Source organism: Mycobacterium neumannii (genome assembly GCF_002245615.1).
Classification (GTDB): domain Bacteria; phylum Actinomycetota; class Actinomycetes; order Mycobacteriales; family Mycobacteriaceae; genus Mycobacterium; species Mycobacterium neumannii_A.
In genome coordinates, this window is sequence record NZ_NKCO01000016.1 from 1 (window position 1) to 20,540 (window position 20,540).

Sequence of the window (20,540 nt, forward strand, 5' to 3'; positions counted from 1 at the left end):
CACGCGGTCGCTGGGGAGCGAAGCCTGATGGCGTGGTCGGCAGGGGCGGATGTGTATAAGGGACAGGTGGGGGGCCGGGCTGGGCGGCCGCCAGCGGGGCCGCGCCGCCGACGAGTGCGGCGACTGCGGCAACCGCGGCCGCCGCTCGGGCCGTCTCGCGCAGCAAAGTCACGCGGACATACTCACATACCAAGGGGTCTGCGGGCTAACAGTTCGCTCGCACGGACGACTCCTCGGGTGGGCCGTCCGGCCACGTCGCCTCGGCAACCGCTTCGGAACGGTCGCCTGCTCGTGCCAGCGCCAGGCCGCCCAGGACGATGGCACCTCCGACCGCCTGCGTAGGGGTGATCGCTTCGCCCAGCAGGATCCAGGCCGCCAGCACCGCGAACATCACCTCGGACAGGCCCACCAGCGACGCGAAGCGTGGCCGCAGCCGGGCGATGCCCATGATGCCCAGCGTGTAGGCCACCGCGGTGGCGATGACGCCCAGGGCGATGACCGGCACGAACCACGAGGTCGTGTATCCGGCGATGACGGTGTCGGAGGCGGTGAACGTCAACGGCATGATCCCGATCAGGCCGAGGAGCGTGACCGCGACCGAGCCGACGATCAGCCCCGCCGCGGCCAGCGTGACCGGGCTGATTCCGTCGCCGTGGCCCGGGTAGCCGGCGCTGGCCGACATCAGGAAATATCCGGCGGCGCAGACGGCGGCCGCCAGCCCCCAGCCCACGCCGACAACGTTGATGTGCGCGCCCGAGAACACGTCGAGCACCAGAATGATCCCGGCGATCGCCAGCCCGACACCGGCCAGGGTCAGGGTGGTCGGGCGACGGCGTGTGGTGGCCCAGACCCAGGCGACGACGATGACCGGCGAGGTGTACTCCAACAGCAGCGCGACGCCGACGGACAGGTGCGCGACGGCGTTGTAGTAGAACAGCTGCGCACCCGCGATCGGGACGACGCCGTAGGCGAGCACCGTCGTCGGGTGGCGCAGCGCTTCGCGAACCCACCCGCGCCTGACGATGCTGGCGAAAATCGCCATCACCAGCGCGCCGCCCGCCAGCCGGGCGACGACCGCGGCGGTCGGACTCCAGCCCGCGGTCATCAGCGCCTTCGCGAAGGGACCCGAAGAGCCGAACGCGACCGCCGAACCGACCGTCAGCATCAGCCCGAGCCGGAAGTGGTCGGCAGCGGGCCGCGTGCCCGATGCCGTCACGGCCATGGTCGACCTCCGAGGGAAAGTAAGGAGTAAAATAAACTACGCTCCTGACATTAACGACGAGAGGCGTCATGAGTCAAATGCTTTTCAGTCATGACACCGAGCTCACCCTGCGGGCCGCGTGTGAGCTCATCAACAGCAATCGCGTCGACGGTGAGCGGCTGGGTGACATGGCGGCGTTGAACACCTACCTCGACAGCTTCGGCTGGACGGGCCGCCGTGACCGCGACGCCGAGGAACTCGAGTCGGTGCATCGGCTTCGCGACCGCCTGGGCCGAATCTGGGCGGTCGCCGACGAAGAGGAGAGCACCGTGGCTCACGTCAACGCATTGCTGGCCGACACCAACGCCTCGCCGTGGCTGACCCGGCATCCGGAGATGCCGGAGTGGCACCTGCACCTCGCGTCGGTGGACGACCCGCTGTGGCAGCGGATGGGCGCGGAGATGGCGATGGCGTTGGCCGACCTGATCCGCATCGGCGAGCTACGCCGCCTCAAGACGTGCGCGGCGTCAGACTGTGACGCGGTGCTGGTCGACATGTCCCGCAACCGGTCGGGCAAGTTCTGCGACACCGGCAACTGCGGCAACCGCCAACACGTGGCGGCGTACCGGGAGCGTCGAGCCATGGAGCACGGCCGAAAGCGGTGACGGTGTGGGCTCCCCGCAGGCCTTAGGCTTTCGGCGGGGGAGTGATGACGGGGCGATCGACCACCAAACTGCAGACCAGCGGACACCGCTTCTTGCTGCGGCGCATGCAGCATGCCCTCGTCCGCGGCGACGTGCAGATGCTCGACGATCCGATGCGCGCGCAAGCACTTTCGCTGTCGGTCGGATCGGTCCTGGCAGTCATCGGGCTCGGGGTGGCCGCCGTCCTGGCGTTTCTCCAGCCCCGAGGCGGACTCGGTGACGCTCCGATCGTGATCGTGCGCGACACCGGCGCCCTCTACGTGCGGATCGACCACAATCTGCACCCGGTCCCGAACCTCGCGTCGGCCCGGCTGATCACCGCTTCGGCGGCCAAACCCCGGCTCGTCAGCTCGTCGGCCGTCGACCGGGCCTCGAGGGGCGCGTCGCTCGGCATCCCCGGCGCCCCTGACATGATCGGCGTGCCACTGACGCAGGACAATTCGGGATGGCTTGTGTGCGACGATGATTCGTCGATGTCGACGGTGCTGGTGGGGTACGCCGACGAGAAGCGCGCCGCGGCGGACAGCGTCCTCGTGAGCGCAGCGGGGGAAGGTGCGGCGACGACGTACCTGCTCTTTGACGGGCGGCGCGCGAAAGTGGATCTGCGTAATCCGGCCGTGGTGCGTGCGCTCGAACTCGACGGCGTTGCGCCACGGCCGGTCACCCGCACCTTGCTCGACACCGTGCCGGAGGTGCCCGAACTCGCTGCGCCCGCCATCCGCGGCGCCGGAGCGCCCGCGCCCCCGCCGCTGCACGGACTGCGGGTCGGCGCCGTGATCCGTGTGCCGCATGCCGAGTCGTCGCAGCACTACGTGGTACTGCGGACGGGAGTGCAGCGGATCGGCATGGTGGCGGCCGATCTCATCCGGTTCACCCAGCCGCAGGCCGCACACGAGATCGTCACCGTCGAGCCCGGCGCGATCGGCACCGTCCCCGTGGTTGACGAGCTACCCACCGGACAGTTCCCCGAACGTGCCGGTCCCGCAACCGATCCGGTCGTATGCGCGCGGTGGCAGTGGTCAGCGGCCGCCGAATCGGTAGTCACGGAAACCCTCGCGGGCGACGCGATACCCGACAGCGCTGAGCTGCGGCCGGCGCAGCTGGCGCACGCCGACACCGAAGGACCCCGAATCGACGCCTTCGCGATGAGCGGGGGCCGCAGCGCGTACGTGCGAGCGGCGGGCGTGACTGGTGACGGTGCACGAAGTGGAACGCTTTTCCTGGTGAACGACGCCGGGGTGGTCTTCGGCATCCGGGATCAGGAGACGGCCGAGCGACTCGGGCTGACCGGCGATCCCCTGCCGGCGCCGTGGCCCCTGTTGGCGCGACTGCCGCGCGGGCCGGAGCTGAGCGTCGAGGCCGCGTCAGTCGCGAGCGGCGGAGTGGGGCCGACGTAACCGCCTCACCGACAACGTCATCGCGATGACGCCTACGACCGCCAGGCAGACGATGGCTCCGCGGGTGGCGGTACGCGCCGCGTGCCCGTCCGGTGGTTGCTGTCGCGACAGCGACACCACCGTCGGGTGGCCGGGCTCGGTGGGGAAGGTGGCGCCGCCGGTGACCGCGGCAAGGGTGTCGACGACGCCATGACCGACGAGCGGATTCCAGCCGCCGGCCGGGTGCCGCGCGGTGTCTTCGATACGGCGCATGACCTCCCGGGCGGTCAACTGCGGCGAACGTGACCGCAGCAGCGCAACGATCCCGCTGACAACGGGTGCGGCGTAACTGGTTCCCGCGAGCGGCTTCTCACCGGCCGATGTGGGTAGCGCGGCGACGAACCCGTCGCCAGCGCGATCCAGCGACACCACCCGCTCCCCGGGAGCGGCGACGTCGACCCAGGGACCCGCCAACGTGAACTCCGAAGGCGCACCACTCGGTCCGACCGATCCGACCGTCAAGACATAGTCGTCGTACCAGGCCGGGCTCACCACCGCTTTGACGTCGTCCCAGTCCGGTCGTCCCGGTCGGGCCGGATTCTGATGCTCACACTGTCCCGGCGCGCCGGCATTGCCCGCGGCAGCCACCACCACGACGTTCTTCACGTCGACCGCATACGCCAATGCGGCGCCCAGAGGTCCGTCGTCCAAAGCCGTGCCCACGGTGACACAGGCGACGGTCGAGACGTTGATCACGGTGGCGCCCACGTCCGCCGCGGTGCGGACCGCGCGAGCGAGGGTGTCCACGTCGCCGAAACCGGATGTTCCCCTGGCATCTTCGGCGCTGAACTTCGTGCTCGACTGGCGGATGGCGATGATCGTGGCCTCGGGTGCGATACCGCTGAACGCGCCGGCGGTAGCCGAATCCGGTGCGGCGCCGACGATCCCCGCGACGATCGTGCCGTGGCCGTCGCAATCGTCGGTGCCGTCGCCGCTGGACACGTAGTCGCCGCCGGGCACCAGGCGAGGCAACAGTCGATGGCGCGAGACGCCGGTGTCGATCACCGCGACGCTCTGACCGGCTCCTCTGGTGAGTTGCCAGACCGACCGCAGATCCAGCTCGCGCAGTTGGCCGCCGGGGTCGCCGCCGCGGGTGGCCTTCGGTGCGATCGTGCATGGGTCCGTCTGCTCGGTGGGTTGCGGCGGTGACGGCGATTGCGAGTGGGGAAGCAGCGAATCATCGACGCGCGGCGGCGTTATCGCGGCCGCCTCGGGGGTGACGATCAGCGGAGCGGCGGCGAATGCGGCGGCGATGATCATACGAAAGAGCGGTGTCACGTCAGCGCCAGGTTGCGGACGAGGCCGAAGACGCCGGCGATCCAGCAGCCCAGCGGTACCACGGCCGCCAATGCCGCGTACTCGGTCAGCTCGGCAGCGCGGCGCGCCGCCAGGCCGGGTGTGAAGCGCAGGAGCGGAATCAGAAGTCCGGTGCCTGCCACAGCCGCCAGAGCCCCCAACCAGTGGGCGTGCTGCCGAAAGGCTACGGCGAGGACCACGAACGCCGCTGTGAGCGCGACGAAGCCGCTCGCTGCCAACGCGGCGCGACGCGCGGTCCCGATATGAGTACGGGTGCGCAGTAACAGCGCGGCACCGACGACACCGTCGAACGCCGCAGCCGGCACGGAGAACTCGCGCGCCTCGACGGAACCGAAGCCAACGGACACGGCGGCGATGGCCGCGGCGATCGATGCGCCGGCGGCCATCGCGGTCAGCAGGTCGTGAGCGCGCGCCGCCTCGCTCTCCTCAACACAGTCGGGAAGACGATTCAAGTCGTCGTCGGGCGGGGCGGGGCCGATGCGGGTGAGCGCAATGGCCAGCCGCGGGGCCAGACTCAGCGTCGCCAGCGCCAGGACCGCGAGCAACGCGCCCGAAGCCGTCCCACCGAGGCGCCATGCGACCGAGGCCGCCGAGGCCGCAGTGCACAGCAGTGACGTGGTGGCGATCGCGGCGAGCGGCACAAGACCACGATCGTTGAGGCGCAACGAGACCACCGCGGTGGCCAACGCCGCCGAGGAAGCAAGCAGCAGATGCGCGATGAGCGGGCCGCCAGGTACCGCGACGGCACCCGTCACCGCCGCCATCATCACCGCGATCACGCTTAATGTGGTGCACAGCAACGGTTCCGAGTGCGTACGCCCACTGATGGCGGCGGCGGTGACCGCGGCGCAGGTCAGTGTGGCGCCGATGAGAACCGGAAGCGTGCGGCCAGCTGGGCCGGCCGACCACAAGAGCGCGGTACCGCCGATTCCCGTAGCGACCGCGCTGCCGGCCACGCACAGTATGCGCGGAACACCACCGGTCGCGGGCTGCCGCCTGGTCACCGTGCGAGTGGCATTGCGGTCGGCAAAGACCGGGTCTGGAACGTCCTCAGCGCCGAGCCACAGCACCTCTCCGTCGCGGACATGGTTGTCGGGCAACGTCAGTGACTCGTCCAGCGACGATCCGTCGATTCGGTGTAGCCGCCACCGCTCTTGGGCCTCCCGGTGATCGGGCTGAACAAGCTCGACGATTGACGGGAGCATGTCGCCCAGGTAGGCCCGGCGGGGAAGCGCCAGATCCACAGTCTGGGCCGTACCCGCCCGATCGAGGTGAATGCTGACTCGGCAGCCTGAATGAGCCATCGCATCCCCCCTACGGTGCCCGTGTGGTCACCGTAACGCCGCCGACGACGGGGCCTCGACACTTGTTTGGTCGGCTGTGGATGGAACCGAACCGATCCCGGCCGCGTCCCATCTCTCGATGGACTCATCTGCGAAAACACTCGGCGTCGTGGTGAAATTGCCGCCGGCGCTGCCGAAAGCGCCTTCGACCAACCCCGTCGCGCGGCTGCTGCCGCTGGCCATGCTCGTCGCAGCGGTCGGCATGATGGCCGTGTACTTCACCTCAGGCGCCAGCGCGAACCGCACGCCGATGTTCGCATTCTTTCCGGTGATGATGGTCATGTCGGTGCTCGGCACGACACTGTACGGAGCCCGCGGCGGGGCGGACCGATCCGCCGAGATCGACCGCAATCGGCGGAGCTATCTGCGCTATCTCGACGGGCTCGACGATGAGGTGGTGGCGGCGGCTGTCGAGCAACGCCGCCAACAGTATTCGCGCCATCCGACACCCGAGTCGCTGTGGGCGTCGGTGGGTAACCGGCGAACGGTGCGAGCGGACCGCGACGATGACGACTTCTGCTGCGTCCGGGTCGGCGTCGGTGCGCAGACGTTGTGCACCCCGTTGGTGGAGCCGGATCTCGGCGCGCTCGACGATCGGGATCCGGTGACGGTGTCCGCGGTGCGCACGCTGATTCGGCGGCGCTCGGTCGTGCCGCGATCACCGGTCACGGTCGCGCTCCGACAACATGGCGTCATCGCGGTATGCGGCGATGACGATTCTGCACGCGGTCTTGTGCGAGCGATGGTGTGCCAACTCGCGACACATCACGACCCTCGCCAGGTGGCGATAACGGCGGTCACCGATCACGAGACGTGTCAGGACTGGGAGTGGCTCAAATGGCTGCCGCACCACGAGCATTCATCTCGCACTCGTGGTGGTCCTACCGGTAGGCACCTCGTGGTGGTCGCGGAGGGAAGCCGGACCGGCGAGGTCGTGACGGAGACGAGCGGCGTCACGGTCCTCGCGATCGGAGCCGACCCGGTTGAATCCGTGGCGTGTCTGCGTGTTGACGGCGAGCACCTGACCGTGCGCATCGGTGACCGCCGTGAGACGGTTTGCGAGCCGGACTCGCTGACCCTGACGCAGGCCACGATGTGTGCGCGACAGTTGGCGGCCCACGGGTCCGACGCCGCACCCGCCGGTGGAACGCACCGCATGTCGGCGGTCCGTGGCTGGCTCGACCTGATGGGCATCGACCAACCGAACCGGCTGACGCCCGAAAAGGTGTGGTCCCAAACCCGACAGGTGCGGCCGGTACCCATCGGCGTCGCGGACGACGGCACGCCGGTTCTGATCGACATCAACGAGGCCGCCCGCAACGGCATCGGCCCCCACGGTCTCTGCGTCGGCGCTACGGGATCCGGAAAATCCGAGCTACTGCGCACGCTGGTGCTCGGCATGATCACGACACACCCGCCAGAGGTGCTCAACTTCATCCTCGTCGACTTCAAGGGCGGAGCGACGTTTCTCGGCGTGGAACGGTCTCGACACGTTGCGGCCGTGATCACGAACCTGGCAGGCGAAGCCCACCTCGTGGCCAGGATGAGCGACGCGCTGGCCGGGGAAATCCACCGCAGGCAGGAGTTACTGCGCGCGGCAGGCAATTTCGTCAACATCGCGGACTACGCCCGGGCTCGGTCAAATGACGCTCGCCTGCCGCCGCTGCCCGCGCTGTTCATCGTCGTCGACGAGTTCTCCGAGCTGCTCGCCCAGCACCCCGACTTCGCCGAGTTGTTCGTCGCAATCGGCAGGCTGGGCCGGTCGTTGGGCATCCACCTGCTGTTGGCCAGTCAGCGACTCGACGAGGGCAGGCTCCGCGGTCTGGACACCCACCTGTCGTATCGGATCTGCCTCAAGACGTTCTCCGCCGGCGAGTCCCGAGCCGTACTGGGTGTGCCCGATGCGCACACGCTGCCCGGCAGGCCCGGCGCGGCCCTGCTGAAGACGGCCGCCGGGGACCTGATCCGGTTCCAGACGGCGTTCGTCTCCGGACCCTGTCCTCGACCCAACGCCGAGGACGGGGGCGACATTGCGGTGCCGATGATCTTCACCGCCACACCGCCGACGGACCATGACGAGCACGCCGAACATGCACCGGCCCTCCTCGACGCGGTGTTGGATCGAGTCGCGGACCGAGGGACCGCCGCGCACCGGGTGTGGCTGGAGCCGCTCGCCGCGCCTCCGACGCTCGACCTGATCATGTCGACAGCGGCGAAGGATCCGCTCAGTGTCCCGATGGGTCTGGTGGACATTCCGTTCGACCAACGCCGCGATCTGCTCGTCGCGCAGATGGCCGCGGGGAACGTCGCCATCGTCGGCGCTCCTCAGTCGGGCAAGTCGACGGCCCTGCAAACGCTGATGCTGGCCCTCGCGGAGGCACACAGCCCCGAAGACATCTCGCTGTACATAATCGATTTCGGGGGTGGGGCGCTCATGCGCCTCGCGGATCTGCCGCACGTCGGTGCGGTGTCCGGTCGAGCCGATACGGACCTGTGCCGTCGCACGGTCGCCGTCATCGAATCACTGATCCGGTCGAGGGAAAAGCTCTTCCGGACAATGGGAATCGGGTCGATGGCCGAGTATCGCACCCGTCGCGCCGCGCAGGATCCCGCTTCGGCCGGCGACCCTCACGGTGACGTCTTCCTCGTCGTCGACGGTTGGGCTCACCTGCGTCGCGAGCTCGAACAGTTGGAGACGCCGATCACCGCGATAGCCGGGCAGGGACTCGCATTCGGCGTGCACGTGGTGATCACCGCCTCGCGGTGGCCCGAACTGCGGCCCGCGTTGAAGGATCAGATCGCGACGCGCATTGAACTGCGACTCGGCGATCCGGCCGAGTCGGAGATGGACCGCCGCCGCGCCCGGGCGCTGACCAACTGCCCTCCGGGGCGGGGTATCACCGCCGACGGGTGCGAGATGATGATCGCGCTGCCGCGCTTTGACGGTGTGCCCAGCACCGAGGGGCTCGGCGAGGCGTTGGCCGCAACCGTCGGGCGGCACCGACAGCGGTGGCGCGGCTGCCTCGCCCCGCGCATCCAGCTGCTTCCGGTGCTCGTGCGACATCCCGAACTGGTCGCGCGCGGCGTGCAACCGGCCGAGACGATGGTGCTCGGCCTCGACGAGCACGAGTTAGCCCCTGTGACTCTCGATTTCGCCGAGCAGATGAACATGCTGGTCCTCGGGGAAGGCGGCTGTGGCAAGACCTCTCTGCTGCGCGTGGTGTGTCAGGAGATCGTCCGGACTCACCGCGTCGACCAGGTGCGCCTCGAGATCGTAGATTTCCGGCGCTCTCTGCTCGGCGTCGTGGAAACCGAGCACCTCGCCGGGTACGCCGCATCACCGGTGGCTCTGGCGGCGAGGATTCCCAAGCTCCTAGGGATGCTCGAAGCGCGCATGCCCGGTGAAGACGTGACACAACAGCAGTTGCGCGACCGATCGTGGTGGTCCGGGCCCGAAATCTTCCTCGTCGTCGACGATTACGACCTGGTGGCCGGATCGACGGGCAATCCGCTGACCCCGCTTGCCGACTTCCTGCCGCACGCCGCCGACCTCGGCCTGCATGTCATCGTCGCTCGCCGATCGGGAGGTGCCGCGCGGGCGATGTTCGACCCACTTCTCGCCAGGATGCGGGAGATCGGGTGCCTGGGCGTCATGATGAGCGCAAGCGCGGACGACGGTGTGCTGATGGGCTCGGTCCGGCCCTCGTCGCTGCCGCCGGGGCGCGCCACGCTGATCACGCGCGGCGAAGGTGAACGCCTGATCCAGGTCGGCTGGGCGGAACCGCCATGAGCCGCACCGTCGTCGAGGTCGGACCGGCTTCGATACGCGGAGCCAATCCGCTTGATTCCGAACTGGTCTCGTCGGCGTTGGAGGCCATCGACGACGATCTCGCACTGGTCGGCGACGAGGCGGTGCCCGCGCCCGAACTCTGGTCCCAGCTGATGGCAGCCGCGGTGGGCGGCGCCGACCATGTCGTTCTCGTCTGCCCGACGTGGTGGCCGAGCGCACGCATCGATCGCGTACGCGAAGCGACGACGGCGACCAGCGTCGAGGTGATCCGGCGCACCGCGGTGCTCCAGCGGCAGATAGGCGCAACCGTCGTCGAGATCGCCGCGGAGTTGGTGGTTGTCACCCGTCCCGCCGCCACCGCCGTCGTCATCGCCAATGTCGACGACGAAGTGGCGAACAGGGTGGTCGCAGCGGTCGGGTGCGCTGGGCCGGCGCTGATCGACGCCCCGGCCGGCCTCGAACCGCTGGCCAACGTGATCGCTGAACGGTTGCGCGGCAACGGTATCGAGGTCCGCTTCGCCCACGAAGACACAGTTCGTCGACCAGAAGCCGAACCTCCCGCTCCCGATGCCGTCAGCGCCGGCAGCGATCCGTACCAGCCACGACGAGCGGCGGTGCTGACCATCGTCGTCGCCTCGACGATAGCGATATGTGGCGGGTTCGCCCTGCGTGGTGACGGCGACCGGGAACCGAACTTCGCGTCAACCCTGTTGATGGAGGGGCGAGTGCAGGTGACGGTGCCCGCCGCGTGGTCGGTGCAGCACATCACATCCGGCCCGGGCTCGGCTCGCGCGCAGATCACCTCGCCGTCAGACGCCGACGTCGCGCTTCACCTCACCCAGTCCGTGGGCCCGCCGCAAGCGGACCTCGCGCAGACTGCGGCCGCGTTGCGAAGCGCCCTGGCAGGTGAGCCCGACGACGTCTTCGTCGACTTCAACGCAGCCGGCACGCCGGCCGGACGAGCAGGCGTCACCTACCGGGAACTGCGCCCGGACCATCACGTCGCATGGACCGTTCTGGTCGATGACGGTGTCCGCATCGCCATCGGCTGCCAGAGCGCACCGGGTCGCGAGTCCACGGTCCGCGAGGTCTGCGATCAGGCGATCAGATCCGCCCACGCGATTTCTTGAATCCAGTGGAACCGGACCGACACCCGGTGCGTCGTACCAGTCAGAACCGAAGCGAGCAACGAGAGGATTCCGATGACGACACCGCAAGGCGGTTCGCTCACCACCGATTTCGATCTGATGGCCGCGGTCGCCGGCCAGACCGACGCGCGCAACGAGGAGATCCGCGCGATGCTGCAGTCGTTCATCGGTCGGATGACCGCCGTGCCACCGTCGGTCTGGGGCGGCGTTGCGGCCGCCCGCTTCCGCGACGTCGTCGACCGATGGAATGCCGAGTCGCTGAAGCTGCATGCCTCGCTACAGAGGATCGCCGAGACCATCCGGCTCAACCAGCAGACCCTTCGGGAAGCCAACGAGAGCCATTCGCACCGCATCGACGCGGTGGCCAACAACCTGTAGAGGAGCCGTGATGGACCACGTGTTGTCGTACAACTTCGACGAGATCGAATACACCGTCAGACAAGAGATCCACGCCACCTCTGCCCGGCTGAACGGCGCCCTCGAGGAGCTGCGTGCGCAGATCGCGCCGCTTCAGCAGGTGTGGACCCGCCAGGCGGCCGAGGCATACCGGCTCGAACAGGCCCGGTGGGAACAAGCGGCAGGCGCGCTCAACGAGATTCTGTTCAGCCTCGGCAACGCGGTTCGCGACGGCGCCGACGACGTTGCCGCCACCGACCGCAGTGCCGCAGGAGCGTGGGGCACCTGACTGAAAGAGACTTGTGCGGTCCGGCTGGAGGGGAGCCAGGGGACCGCACGGTAAGCGCCACCGTGGTCGAGGAGAGCGGCCACGGTGGCGCAACACCGTCGACTACTCGCAGGCGATGCCGTCGCCGTCGCGGTCCAGGTGCTCGGCGTAGCCGTCTTGACCCTGCAGGATCGGTGTCACGCCGGCCTCGCGCGCAGCGGAGCAGTTCTTGTAGTAGGTGTCCGCAGACGCGGTGGCGGCGCCAGCGGCGGTTGCCGCGACGACGAATGCGGCAACGATCAAGCCACGAATCATTTTCACTCCATTGAGATCTTGTGTTTCCGGATGTGAGACAGCCGGTTTGCTGTAACCCCCGCGACGACGCTAAGGGCCAGGAAACGAAAATGAATCAGGGGTTTCCCTATGTTTCGACACGTTTCTGGACGGCTTTGGCTTTTTACCCTCGGGTTCTGGCCGATGCACCGTTTTGACCTGCGGCGACGCGCCCGGGTAAGCTGCCTCGTTGGCGTGCGGTAAGCACGGGTCCTCGGGTCAACGTCGGTCGCCGAGATCAACCCCACCGGATGCGCCTGACCGGCCCCCGGGCCACCGGGACAGGAAACCCGATAGAGGAGAGGTAGCGCTGTGCCTACGTACACGCCGAAGGCGGGTGACACCACACGTTCGTGGTACGTCATCGACGCCACCGACGTGGTGCTCGGCCGGCTCGCCGTTGCAGCAGCCAATCTGCTGCGCGGCAAGCACAAGCCGACATACACGCCGAATGTCGATGGTGGCGATTTCGTCATCATCATCAACGCCGAGAAGATCGCCATCGCCGGTAACAAGGCGGACCGCACGTTTTTCTACCGCCACTCGGGTTACCCCGGCGGTCTGCGCAAGCGCTCGCTCGGTGAGGAGATGGAGAAGCACGCCGACCGCGTCGTCGAGCGGGCGATCCTCGGCATGATTCCCCACACCAAGCTGGGCCGTCAGGTGAAGAAGAAGCTGCGCGTCTATGTCGGGCCGGAGCATCCGCACACCGCCCAGCAGCCGATTCCGTACGAGATCAAGCAGGTGGCGCAGTGACTCAGCCAGTTGAGACGACCGTTGACAACACCGAAGCCAACACTGATGCCGTGACCGAGGCGGCAGCCGAGGCCACGCCCCGCGAGCCGGTCTTCATCGACCGTCCGATCCAGACCGTCGGCCGCCGCAAAGAGGCCGTCGTCCGGGTTCGCCTGGTCCCGGGAACGGGCCAGTTCAACCTCGATGGCCGCAGCCTCGAGGACTATTTCCCGAACAAGGTCCACCAGCAGCTCATCAAGGCTCCGCTGGTCACCGTCGATCGGCTGGAGAGCTTCGACATCTACGCCCACCTCGACGGTGGCGGCCCCTCCGGTCAGGCAGGCGCGTTGCGTCTGGCGATCGCCAGGGCCCTGATTCTGGTGCAGCCCGAGGACCGGCCGGCACTGAAGAAGGCCGGCTTCCTGACCCGCGACCCGCGCGCCATCGAGCGCAAGAAGTACGGCCTGAAGAAGGCCCGTAAGGCGCCTCAGTACAGCAAGCGCTGATCGATTCGCAGAAACCGCCGGATGTGCACCGCACACCGGCGGTTTTTGTATTCAACACGCTGCGGTCTATCTCACAATTGCGGCGTTCCGGTTTCGTTGAACGGCCAGTCGTGAACCCACCGGGGCTGGAGGCGGCGGCGCTGCACGCGCGGCAGACCGCAACTGCCACCGGTACGAGCCAGTCACCTCGTTGGGGGATCGGACCGTCGTCTCCTGACTGAGAAGGAGCAATTGATGAAGAACGCGAAGACACTGACCGCGGGCGCCGTGATGGGCGGATCGCTGCTATTCACCGCCGGCCTGGGTATGGCCATGGCGCAGCCGGACACGGCTCAGGACAACCGCGTCAACGTTTCGATCGGTAACGCCGGCGTTTTGCACGACGTCGACGTGACCGCCGCGGCGCAGATCGCCGCCGACGTGTGCCACACCGACGTGAACTCGGTCAACGCGTTGGCGCAGGCCACCGACACCGAGGGCACCGAGAAGAGGGTGTGTACGAACAACCTCGGCACCGTCACGATCCAGCAGAACGGCCCCGGCCACTCGGAGAACGCACCGGGCCAGGCCGAGCAGCAGGAGGCGACGCCGACGTCCGAGGCGCCCACGACCTCGCCGACGGCCCCGACCGCTGAGAACAACGGCAGCTAAGACCGCACCCTCACCGCCCGCATCCGACCGGATGCGGGCGGTGAGTCGTTTCGGGATGCCAATCGGCGTGCACCGGCAACCCAAATTTTTTTGCTGCGTCGGGAAACCTTAGCGAGAGCGCCTACATGTGCTCGGTCGTGGGACAAGCGTCAATCTATTGACGGCGCAGCTAATTAGGCTGCTTCGCTTTACTTGCGGAGCCGAAAATCTCTTCGGGTATTGCCGTTTAGCTTGCTGACCACGAGTTAACCACCGCGGTGGGAGCACGGATGCTACGCAGGGCGGTCAGTTGCCGCCACCGGCGTGATGTCAGGAGCAGTCGGGGGGCCGGGTCGGGGAGCCGGGTCGCTGCTTCCTGAACCAAAGAATGGAGTGATCATGAAAACTCACATCACGCGTTTGCTCACCGTTTTGGTGAGCGCCGCAATGTTGGTGCTGGTGGGGGGGTTGACTGGCAGCGGAACTGCTGCAGCGCAGCCGCCGGGCGTGGGTAAGAAGAACGTCGTCCAGGTGCAGGGGACCGGCCCGAACGGGACCAAGTTCAATGGGCAGTTCGTAGCCACCGCCGCCAAGGAAGTGACCCAACAAGACGGACCGGCCACGGCCGACGAAAACGGGGCGACCTCGTCGAACACCGGCATCGCTTTGACAGGTCAGCTGATCGGCAAGCTGGTCTCGCCCGGGCAACCGCAACCGGGAAATCAGCCGGGTGATCGGGGCGCCGCCCAAGATGTGAACATCTCGAATTTCTCGATGCCCGTCAACGAGATCTCGGCACCTGGCGGAGAAGCGCAGCCGTCATCGGCGACGACCGGAAACGGCGACCAGGTCCGGTTTGCGAGCCAGCAGGCCGTCTGTGATGTGCTCAACCTGGTGCTGGGGCCGCTGCACCTGGAGTTGCTCGGCCTGATCGTGGACCTGAACCAGGTGGTTCTCAACATCACCGCGGATCCGGGTGGCGGTCTACTCGGCTCGCTGCTGTGTTCGCTCGCGGGTGGACTGCCCGTGCCGCCTAATCCGCTGCAGCCGATCATCGATCTGCTGAATCAGATTCTCGGCATCCTCGGAGGCTGACCCTCAGAACCCGATCGGTGGCTCACCGCCCGCATCCGACCGGTTGCGGGCGGTGAGTCGCGTCTGGGTACCGATTGGGCGACGGCACGACCCACGACACGCGCGGTTGGCCCTGAAGCGGCCATTTATGAGAAGTTTGTCGGCATGGCTCGACTGTTCGGCACCGACGGAGTGCGCGGCGTCGCCAACCAGGATCTGACCGCCGAACTCGCTTTGGCTCTCGGTTCGGCGGCGGCGCGACGGTTGGCCACCGCCGGTGGGCACGCTAGGCGGGTGGCCGTTGTCGGCCGCGATCCGCGGGCCAGCGGTGAAATGCTCGAGGCGGCCGTCATCGCGGGACTGACCAGCGAAGGCGTCGACGCGCTGCGCGTAGGCGTACTGCCGACCCCGGCCGTGGCCTATCTGACCAGCGCTTACGACGCGGACTTCGGCGTCATGATCAGCGCCTCGCACAACCCGATGCCCGACAACGGCATCAAGATCTTCGGCCCCGGCGGCCACAAGCTCGACGACGCCACCGAGGACCGGATCGAGGAACTGGTGCACCAAGGGCCAGGGAACCGGCCCACGGGCGCCCGGATCGGTCGGGTGGTGGACGCCGCGGACGCCCTCGACCGGTATCTGCGGCATGTCAGCAAGGCCGTCACGACCAGGTTGGACCAGCTCACCGTCGTCGTCGACTGCGCCAACGGTGCCGCGTGGGCCGCCGCACCGCAGGCCTACCGCGCCGCGGGCGCCAACGTCATCACGATCAATGCCGACCCCGACGGGCTGAACATCAACGAGCGCTGCGGCTCGACGCATATGGAGATCCTGCGATCCGCCGTGGTGTCGCATGGAGCCGACCTGGGGCTCGCACACGACGGCGACGCTGACCGGTGCCTCGCCGTCGACGCGCACGGGCGCGTGATCGACGGCGACGCGATCATGGTCATCCTCGCTCTCGCCATGCAGGAGAGTGGAGAGCTGGCGTCGAACACCTTGGTGGCGACGGTGATGAGCAACCTCGGCCTGCACCTGGCGATGCGCGCGGCCGGGGTCGAGGTCCGCACGACGAGCGTGGGGGACCGTTATGTCCTCGAGGAACTGCGCGCCGGCGGATATTCGCTCGGGGGTGAACAGTCGGGCCACATCGTGATGCCGGCGTGGGGCACGACCGGCGACGGCATCGTCACCGGATTGCGGTTGATGTCGCGGATGGCGCAGACGCGCACCCCGCTCGCCGCGCTCGCCGAGCCGATGCGCACGCTGCCTCAGGTTCTGATCAACGTCGCGGTCGCGGACAAGGCGACCGTCGCCGACGCGCCGTCGGTCCGCACCGCCGTTGCCGAGGTGGAAGCCGAACTCGGCGACACGGGTCGAATCCTGCTGCGCCCGTCGGGAACCGAGCAAGTCGTGCGGGTGATGGTGGAAGCGGCCGACGAAGATACCGCCCGGCAGTTGGCCGTGCGGGTGGCCGAGCAGGTCAGCGCGCAACGCTGAGAGTGGAACCGGTCGCGGTCGCCGCGCGTCCAACCCATACATGGGAGGAACGGACGCGGCTCGCGTCGATGCCGCCGCCTTATTGAGCGTCGCACGGCAGTACCAGGGCGCGGCCGACGCCCTCGACGCCGCCGTGCGAACACATCTGAGCGGCCTGGCGTTCGACGGGGCGGGTGCAGGCCGATCGTATGCCGCGGGTGGTGACGCGGTGCGGTCGGCGGTCGACGACGTGGTGAATCAGTTGCGGCGATGGTCACGTGCCTCGGCCGAGATCGCCGTCGCGCTTCGCACCTGCATCGACCGGTACGCCGAAGCCGACGCCCGCGCTGCCGACCGGTTGGGCTGACATGGGCGAAACCTCCGATGCTGCAGCGCGATTGGCCGATGGCACACCCGGCGTCGTTGATGTCACGCAGTACGTCCTGGCATGCCAGAGCCTGGGCTACCGGCATCCAGACCTGACGACGCATCCCGGGCAACTGCACGATTGGTATGCCGCCGAGAACGGTATGGACCTGAGCGCTCTCGAAGCGGACTGTGCCGCACTGCAAGCCGCCGCGACGGTGGCCGAGGATACGCTCGCACGCCAAGACGCTCAGCTGGCCGCGCTGACGAACGCGTGGCAGGGTCTGGGCGCGAACGCCTCGCGAGAGTTCCTGCGCAGCCATGCCGAAGCGGCGACGGTCGCTGCGACGGCCGTCCGCACCGCGGCAGTCGCACTGGCCGATCTGCGTGAGCGGCTGTGGCGGGCGGTGGACGACAAAGTGTCGAAGGTGCTGGCCATCGGCGACAGCGTGCGCGCCAGACGCGCGGACTGGTTGGCGGCAGCGCACACCGTCACCACGGGCGCCGGCGATCGGGCGGTCGCCAGTGAGTTGGTGGACCAGGAGGTGAAGCCGTTCGTGGACACGGTGATCGGCGGCGAGTGGCTCGCGGCAATGCGGGCGGCCACCGACGCGATCAACGCGGCTTACGAGGCCGTGGCGACGGAACTCGCATCCGAGGCGGGCGCGACGTTCGCGATTCCCGGCGACCTCGGACCGGTGTGGACCCCGTCGGCGGTGGGTGTCGGCGAGACCCCGACGGCGGGTGTCGGCGAAACCGCGGCGCGAAGTGCCCCCGCAACCCCGGGGGCGGTGGTTGCGGCAAACCCGACTCCACCGGCTCCCGTCGTGCCGGCCGGATGGGGCGCATCCGTTGCGAGCCCACCGCTTGCGCCGGCGCCACCTGCGCCGCCCGCCCCGCCGGTCCCGACCGAACCTCCGGTCACGCAGCCGGCGACCGCTTCGCCGGTGCCCTCGCTCGGCGGAGGAATGCCCGACTTCGGAGGCGGCCTAACGAGTTTCGGTCAGCAATTGGGGGACATGCTCGGCGGATTGCTGGGCGACGGTGCACTCGATGCCGCCATCGACGACGGGGAACTGGACGGCCTGCCAGAATCGGATCTCGGCGAAATCGACGACAGTGAAACGACAGAGACTGACGAGGCGTCAGAGGCGAGCGAGGCTGGCGAGGACAGCGATGACGACTCGGCCGTGCCCGGCGAGGTCACCGATCCCGCGGCCGCCGAGCCGATGTGTCAACCCGCGCCGCCACCGGATTCCGATACCGCACCTCCCGAAGAGCCGGCCGCGACGGTGCCTCCAGAATCGCCGACCGTGACTGAAGAACCACCGGCGGTGACGCCCGAGCCGTTAGCGGCGCCGCCGAAACCGCCGGACGCCGGCACCCCGTGCGAGATCGCCGCCGATGAGCTACCACAGGTCGGCGAGTGAGCGACGGCTAAGAACCGAACCCAGAGTCGGGTCCGTTGACCAGCAGCCGGACGCACTCGGCGACGATCAACCGGTTGCTGTGGTTCGTACCGCAGTGATCACACCAGAAGTGGACGGTCTCGCGGTCGCCCATGCGACGGTTGAAATTCCGGCAAGTCGCGGGAAATTGCACACCACGCGCGGATTTGGCATGCGGCGGATAGGTGATCCTGCCCATTGCTGCACCCCCTTTCAGGAGTGAACCCCGGATACCCAAGGCTGCATGAAGATAACTGGATCTGTGTCACGGTTGGGTAACCAAAATGATGACAATCCGGCGTTGGCGCAACGGAATTCAGGGCTGACCACTGGTAGAAGTTTGCTGAGTTTACAATTTTGGATCTTTGCGAGGTCTTCCCGGTAGCGTCCCTCTGGTGAAGTTGCGGCCGCGGGAGCTTCTGTTCTTCCTCATCCTGGGCGCGGGGGCGTCGCTCGTCGGCGACCACAGCCATGTCGTCACCGGCACCACCGAGTACTTCACCGATGCGGTGCCGTTCGTGTGGAGCAGCCCGATCTGGTTTCCGGTGCTCGTCGCGCTGGCAACGGTGTCACTGGCCGAACTTCGGCTGCGCCTACCGTCGCCGCGCGCCGACGTCACGGCGCGTCAAGGTCTCGCGGGTGTGGCCGCGGTGCTCGGCATCTACGTCACGACCGCACTGATCCACACCGCGCCCGTCGTTCCGGCGACCGCACTGATCGTCACGCTCGCGACCATCACCTGGTGTGCGCTGGGCGACGGTCCCTCGATCGTCGGCGGCTTACTGGCCGCGGTCATCGGCCCCGTGGTCGAGATCGTGATCGCCAAAGCGGGCCTGTTCGCGTATCACGACGCCTGTGACGGTCTGTTCGGCGTCGCGCCGTGGCTGGTGCCGCTGTACTACTTCGCGTTCGGTGTGGTGGTCTCGTTACTGGCCGAGATCGCGGCCAGGAACTCGCCGCGCTAGGCGCGTGCCGGACGCCGCGACCGCGTCGCGCGCCGACGCCGTTGCTGGTGGCCCCTGGCCGACGACGGCTGGTGCGGCCGCGTGGGTTCGGGCCTGCTGGCGACGATCGGATCACCGAATGTCCGCTCGCCCGGGGCGATTTCGCTCAGGACCGGATGCGACGAGCCGCTGAAGCGGGTGATCGTCGGCTTCACGCCGGCCTTGCGGGTCAGCTGTCGCACGTCGGACACCTGCTCGTCGAGCATCAACGTCACCACGGTGCCGTCGGCCCCCGCGCGCGCCGTGCGGCCCGACCGATGCAGGTACGCCTTGTGCTCGACGGGCGGGTCGGCGTGCACGACAAGGCTCACGTCGTCGACGTGGATCCCGCGCGCCGCGATGTCGGTAGCGACCATCACGGTTGCCGAGCCGTCGGAGAACGCGGCGAGATTGCGGGTGCGCGCATTCTGAGACAGGTTGCCGTGCAACTCCACTGCCGACACACCGCGCGAGTTAAGCTGTCGGGCAAGGTTCTTCGCGCCGTGCTTGGTGCGCGCGAACACGATGGTCCGGCCGGGCGATGCGGCCAGGTCGGCCAACACACCGAGGCGGGCGGCCTTGTCGACGTGCAACACATGGTGTTCCATCGCGGTTACCGGCGACTGCTCCGAATCGACACTGTGCACAACGGGATCGGTCAGGTACCGCTTCACCAGCACGTCGACGCCGCCGTCGAGGGTGGCCGAGAACAGCATGCGCTGCCCGTTGCGAGGAGTCTTGTCCAGCAGGCGTTTCACCGGGGGAAGGAAGCCGAGGTCGGCCATGTGGTCGGCCTCGTCCAGCACGGTGATCTCGACGCCCGACAGGTCGGCATGGCGCGATTTGACGTGATCTTCGAGCCTGCCCGGGCAGGCGATGACAATGTCGACGCCTTGACGCAGCGCCTGGATCTGCGGGTTGGGACCCACACCACCGATGATCGTCACCGAGCGCAGGTTGGTGGCCGCCGCCAACGGTGCCAGCGACGCGCTGATCTGGGCGGCCAGTTCGCGCGTCGGCGCGAGGATGAGGGCACGCGGGCGGCCGGGCACGCGTTTGGCCGGGCTCGCAGTGAGTCTGGTCACCACAGGCAGCAGGAAGGCGTAGGTCTTCCCGGATCCGGTGCGGCCGCGGCCGAGGACATCGCGACCGGCCAGTGAGTCGGGCAGCGTCGCCGCCTGGATCGGGAAGGGTGACTCGACGCCGTCGGCGGCGAGAGTGTCGACGACGGCCTTCGGCAGGCCGAGGTCGGCGAAAGTGGGCACGGTTGTGCCACTGGGGATTTGCACAGACAAGTGGAAACTCCGAAAGTTCAGTGTGGTCGTCCTGCCCGGCGCGGATGATCCGCGGCGCTCGGTGTGACGATCGAACGGGGTCGAT

19 protein-coding genes are annotated in these 20,540 nt (G+C 68.1%); 14 read left to right on the top strand and 5 right to left on the bottom strand.

What is annotated here, in order from left to right; all coding sequences use genetic code 11:
• Positions 1-205: 205 nt before the first annotated feature.
• Positions 206-1,222: an EamA family transporter gene (locus tag CEX88_RS17740; RefSeq protein WP_094294488.1), complete on the bottom strand. Its 1,017-nt coding sequence runs from the start codon at positions 1,220-1,222 to the stop codon at positions 206-208.
• 77 nt (positions 1,223-1,299) lie between these two features.
• On the opposite strand from CEX88_RS17740, the gene CEX88_RS17745 reads away from it, so the two are divergent.
• Positions 1,300-1,866: a CGNR zinc finger domain-containing protein gene (locus CEX88_RS17745; protein WP_066849368.1), complete on the top strand. Its 567-nt coding sequence runs from the start codon at positions 1,300-1,302 to the stop codon at positions 1,864-1,866.
• Positions 1,867-1,910: 44 nt separating this feature from the next.
• On the top strand, positions 1,911-3,302 hold the full coding sequence (eccB, locus tag CEX88_RS17750; protein ID WP_066849366.1) for a type VII secretion protein EccB: 1,392 nt from the start codon (positions 1,911-1,913) through the stop codon (positions 3,300-3,302).
• On the opposite strand, the gene mycP is transcribed toward eccB, so the two are convergent.
• Both mycP and eccD read right to left on the bottom strand, forming a co-directional pair.
• Complete coding sequence (gene mycP, locus CEX88_RS17755; RefSeq protein WP_094294556.1) at positions 3,270-4,601, bottom strand: type VII secretion-associated serine protease mycosin; 1,332 nt, start codon at positions 4,599-4,601, stop codon at positions 3,270-3,272. The genes eccB and mycP overlap by 33 nt on opposite strands.
• Before the next feature lie 14 nt (positions 4,602-4,615).
• Positions 4,616-5,962 carry a type VII secretion integral membrane protein EccD gene (eccD, locus tag CEX88_RS17760; protein WP_094294489.1) on the bottom strand — a complete coding sequence of 449 codons (1,347 nt, stop codon included), beginning with the start codon at positions 5,960-5,962 and terminating at the stop codon, positions 4,616-4,618.
• Between the two features lie 118 nt (positions 5,963-6,080).
• Between eccD and eccCa the strand changes: the two genes are divergently transcribed.
• The 4 genes from eccCa (at position 6,081) to CEX88_RS17780 (ending at position 11,624) form a co-directional block, all read left to right on the top strand.
• A complete protein-coding gene (gene eccCa / locus CEX88_RS17765) occupies positions 6,081-9,791 on the top strand; it encodes a type VII secretion protein EccCa (RefSeq protein ID WP_094294557.1) in 3,711 nt (1,236 codons plus the stop codon).
• On the top strand, positions 9,788-10,921 hold the full coding sequence (locus CEX88_RS17770; protein ID WP_094294490.1) for a type VII secretion-associated protein: 1,134 nt from the start codon (positions 9,788-9,790) through the stop codon (positions 10,919-10,921). The genes eccCa and CEX88_RS17770 overlap by 4 nt, the downstream gene beginning before the upstream one ends.
• Before the next feature lie 72 nt (positions 10,922-10,993).
• On the top strand, positions 10,994-11,317 hold the full coding sequence (locus CEX88_RS17775) for a WXG100 family type VII secretion target (RefSeq protein ID WP_064426603.1): 324 nt from the start codon (positions 10,994-10,996) through the stop codon (positions 11,315-11,317).
• A 10-nt stretch (positions 11,318-11,327) separates the two neighbouring features.
• On the top strand, positions 11,328-11,624 hold the full coding sequence (locus CEX88_RS17780; protein WP_094294491.1) for a WXG100 family type VII secretion target: 297 nt from the start codon (positions 11,328-11,330) through the stop codon (positions 11,622-11,624).
• 102 nt (positions 11,625-11,726) lie between these two features.
• Here the strand turns inward: CEX88_RS17780 and CEX88_RS17785 are convergent, their stop codons facing one another.
• Positions 11,727-11,918: an excalibur calcium-binding domain-containing protein gene (locus tag CEX88_RS17785; RefSeq protein ID WP_064394309.1), complete on the bottom strand. Its 192-nt coding sequence runs from the start codon at positions 11,916-11,918 to the stop codon at positions 11,727-11,729.
• A 330-nt stretch (positions 11,919-12,248) separates the two neighbouring features.
• Here CEX88_RS17785 and rplM point away from each other — a divergent pair, with 330 nt between their 5' ends.
• The 8 genes from rplM to CEX88_RS17825 all read left to right on the top strand — a co-directional run bounded on the left by rplM (position 12,249) and on the right by CEX88_RS17825 (position 19,142).
• Positions 12,249-12,692, top strand: a complete 444-nt coding sequence (gene rplM, locus CEX88_RS17790; RefSeq protein ID WP_064394308.1) for a 50S ribosomal protein L13 — start codon at positions 12,249-12,251, stop codon at positions 12,690-12,692.
• Between the two features lie 50 nt (positions 12,693-12,742).
• On the top strand, positions 12,743-13,177 hold the full coding sequence (gene rpsI / locus CEX88_RS17795) for a 30S ribosomal protein S9 (RefSeq protein WP_231984531.1): 435 nt from the start codon (positions 12,743-12,745) through the stop codon (positions 13,175-13,177).
• A 234-nt stretch (positions 13,178-13,411) separates the two neighbouring features.
• Positions 13,412-13,828: a hypothetical protein gene (locus CEX88_RS17800; protein ID WP_094294492.1), complete on the top strand. Its 417-nt coding sequence runs from the start codon at positions 13,412-13,414 to the stop codon at positions 13,826-13,828.
• Between the two features lie 306 nt (positions 13,829-14,134).
• On the top strand, positions 14,135-14,902 hold the full coding sequence (locus tag CEX88_RS26095) for a hypothetical protein (protein ID WP_202931553.1): 768 nt from the start codon (positions 14,135-14,137) through the stop codon (positions 14,900-14,902).
• Positions 14,903-15,046: 144 nt separating this feature from the next.
• Complete coding sequence (gene glmM / locus CEX88_RS17810) at positions 15,047-16,384, top strand: phosphoglucosamine mutase (protein ID WP_094294493.1); 1,338 nt, start codon at positions 15,047-15,049, stop codon at positions 16,382-16,384.
• Between the two features lie 40 nt (positions 16,385-16,424).
• Positions 16,425-16,730 (top strand): DUF7162 family protein, encoded by a 306-nt coding sequence (locus CEX88_RS17815; RefSeq protein WP_066810512.1) that lies wholly within the window; start codon positions 16,425-16,427, stop codon positions 16,728-16,730.
• 1 nt (position 16,731) lies between these two features.
• Positions 16,732-18,159, top strand: coding sequence for a hypothetical protein (locus CEX88_RS17820; protein WP_094294494.1), 1,428 nt, complete (start codon positions 16,732-16,734; stop codon positions 18,157-18,159).
• Between the two features lie 413 nt (positions 18,160-18,572).
• Complete coding sequence (locus tag CEX88_RS17825; RefSeq protein ID WP_094294495.1) at positions 18,573-19,142, top strand: diacylglycerol-binding protein; 570 nt, start codon at positions 18,573-18,575, stop codon at positions 19,140-19,142.
• On the opposite strand, the gene CEX88_RS17830 is transcribed toward CEX88_RS17825, so the two are convergent.
• Entirely contained in the window at positions 19,139-20,425 is a 1,287-nt protein-coding gene (locus CEX88_RS17830; protein WP_094294496.1) for a DEAD/DEAH box helicase, read from the bottom strand. The two genes, CEX88_RS17825 and CEX88_RS17830, sit on opposite strands and share 4 nt — an antisense overlap.
• Positions 20,426-20,540: the final 115 nt, after the last annotated feature.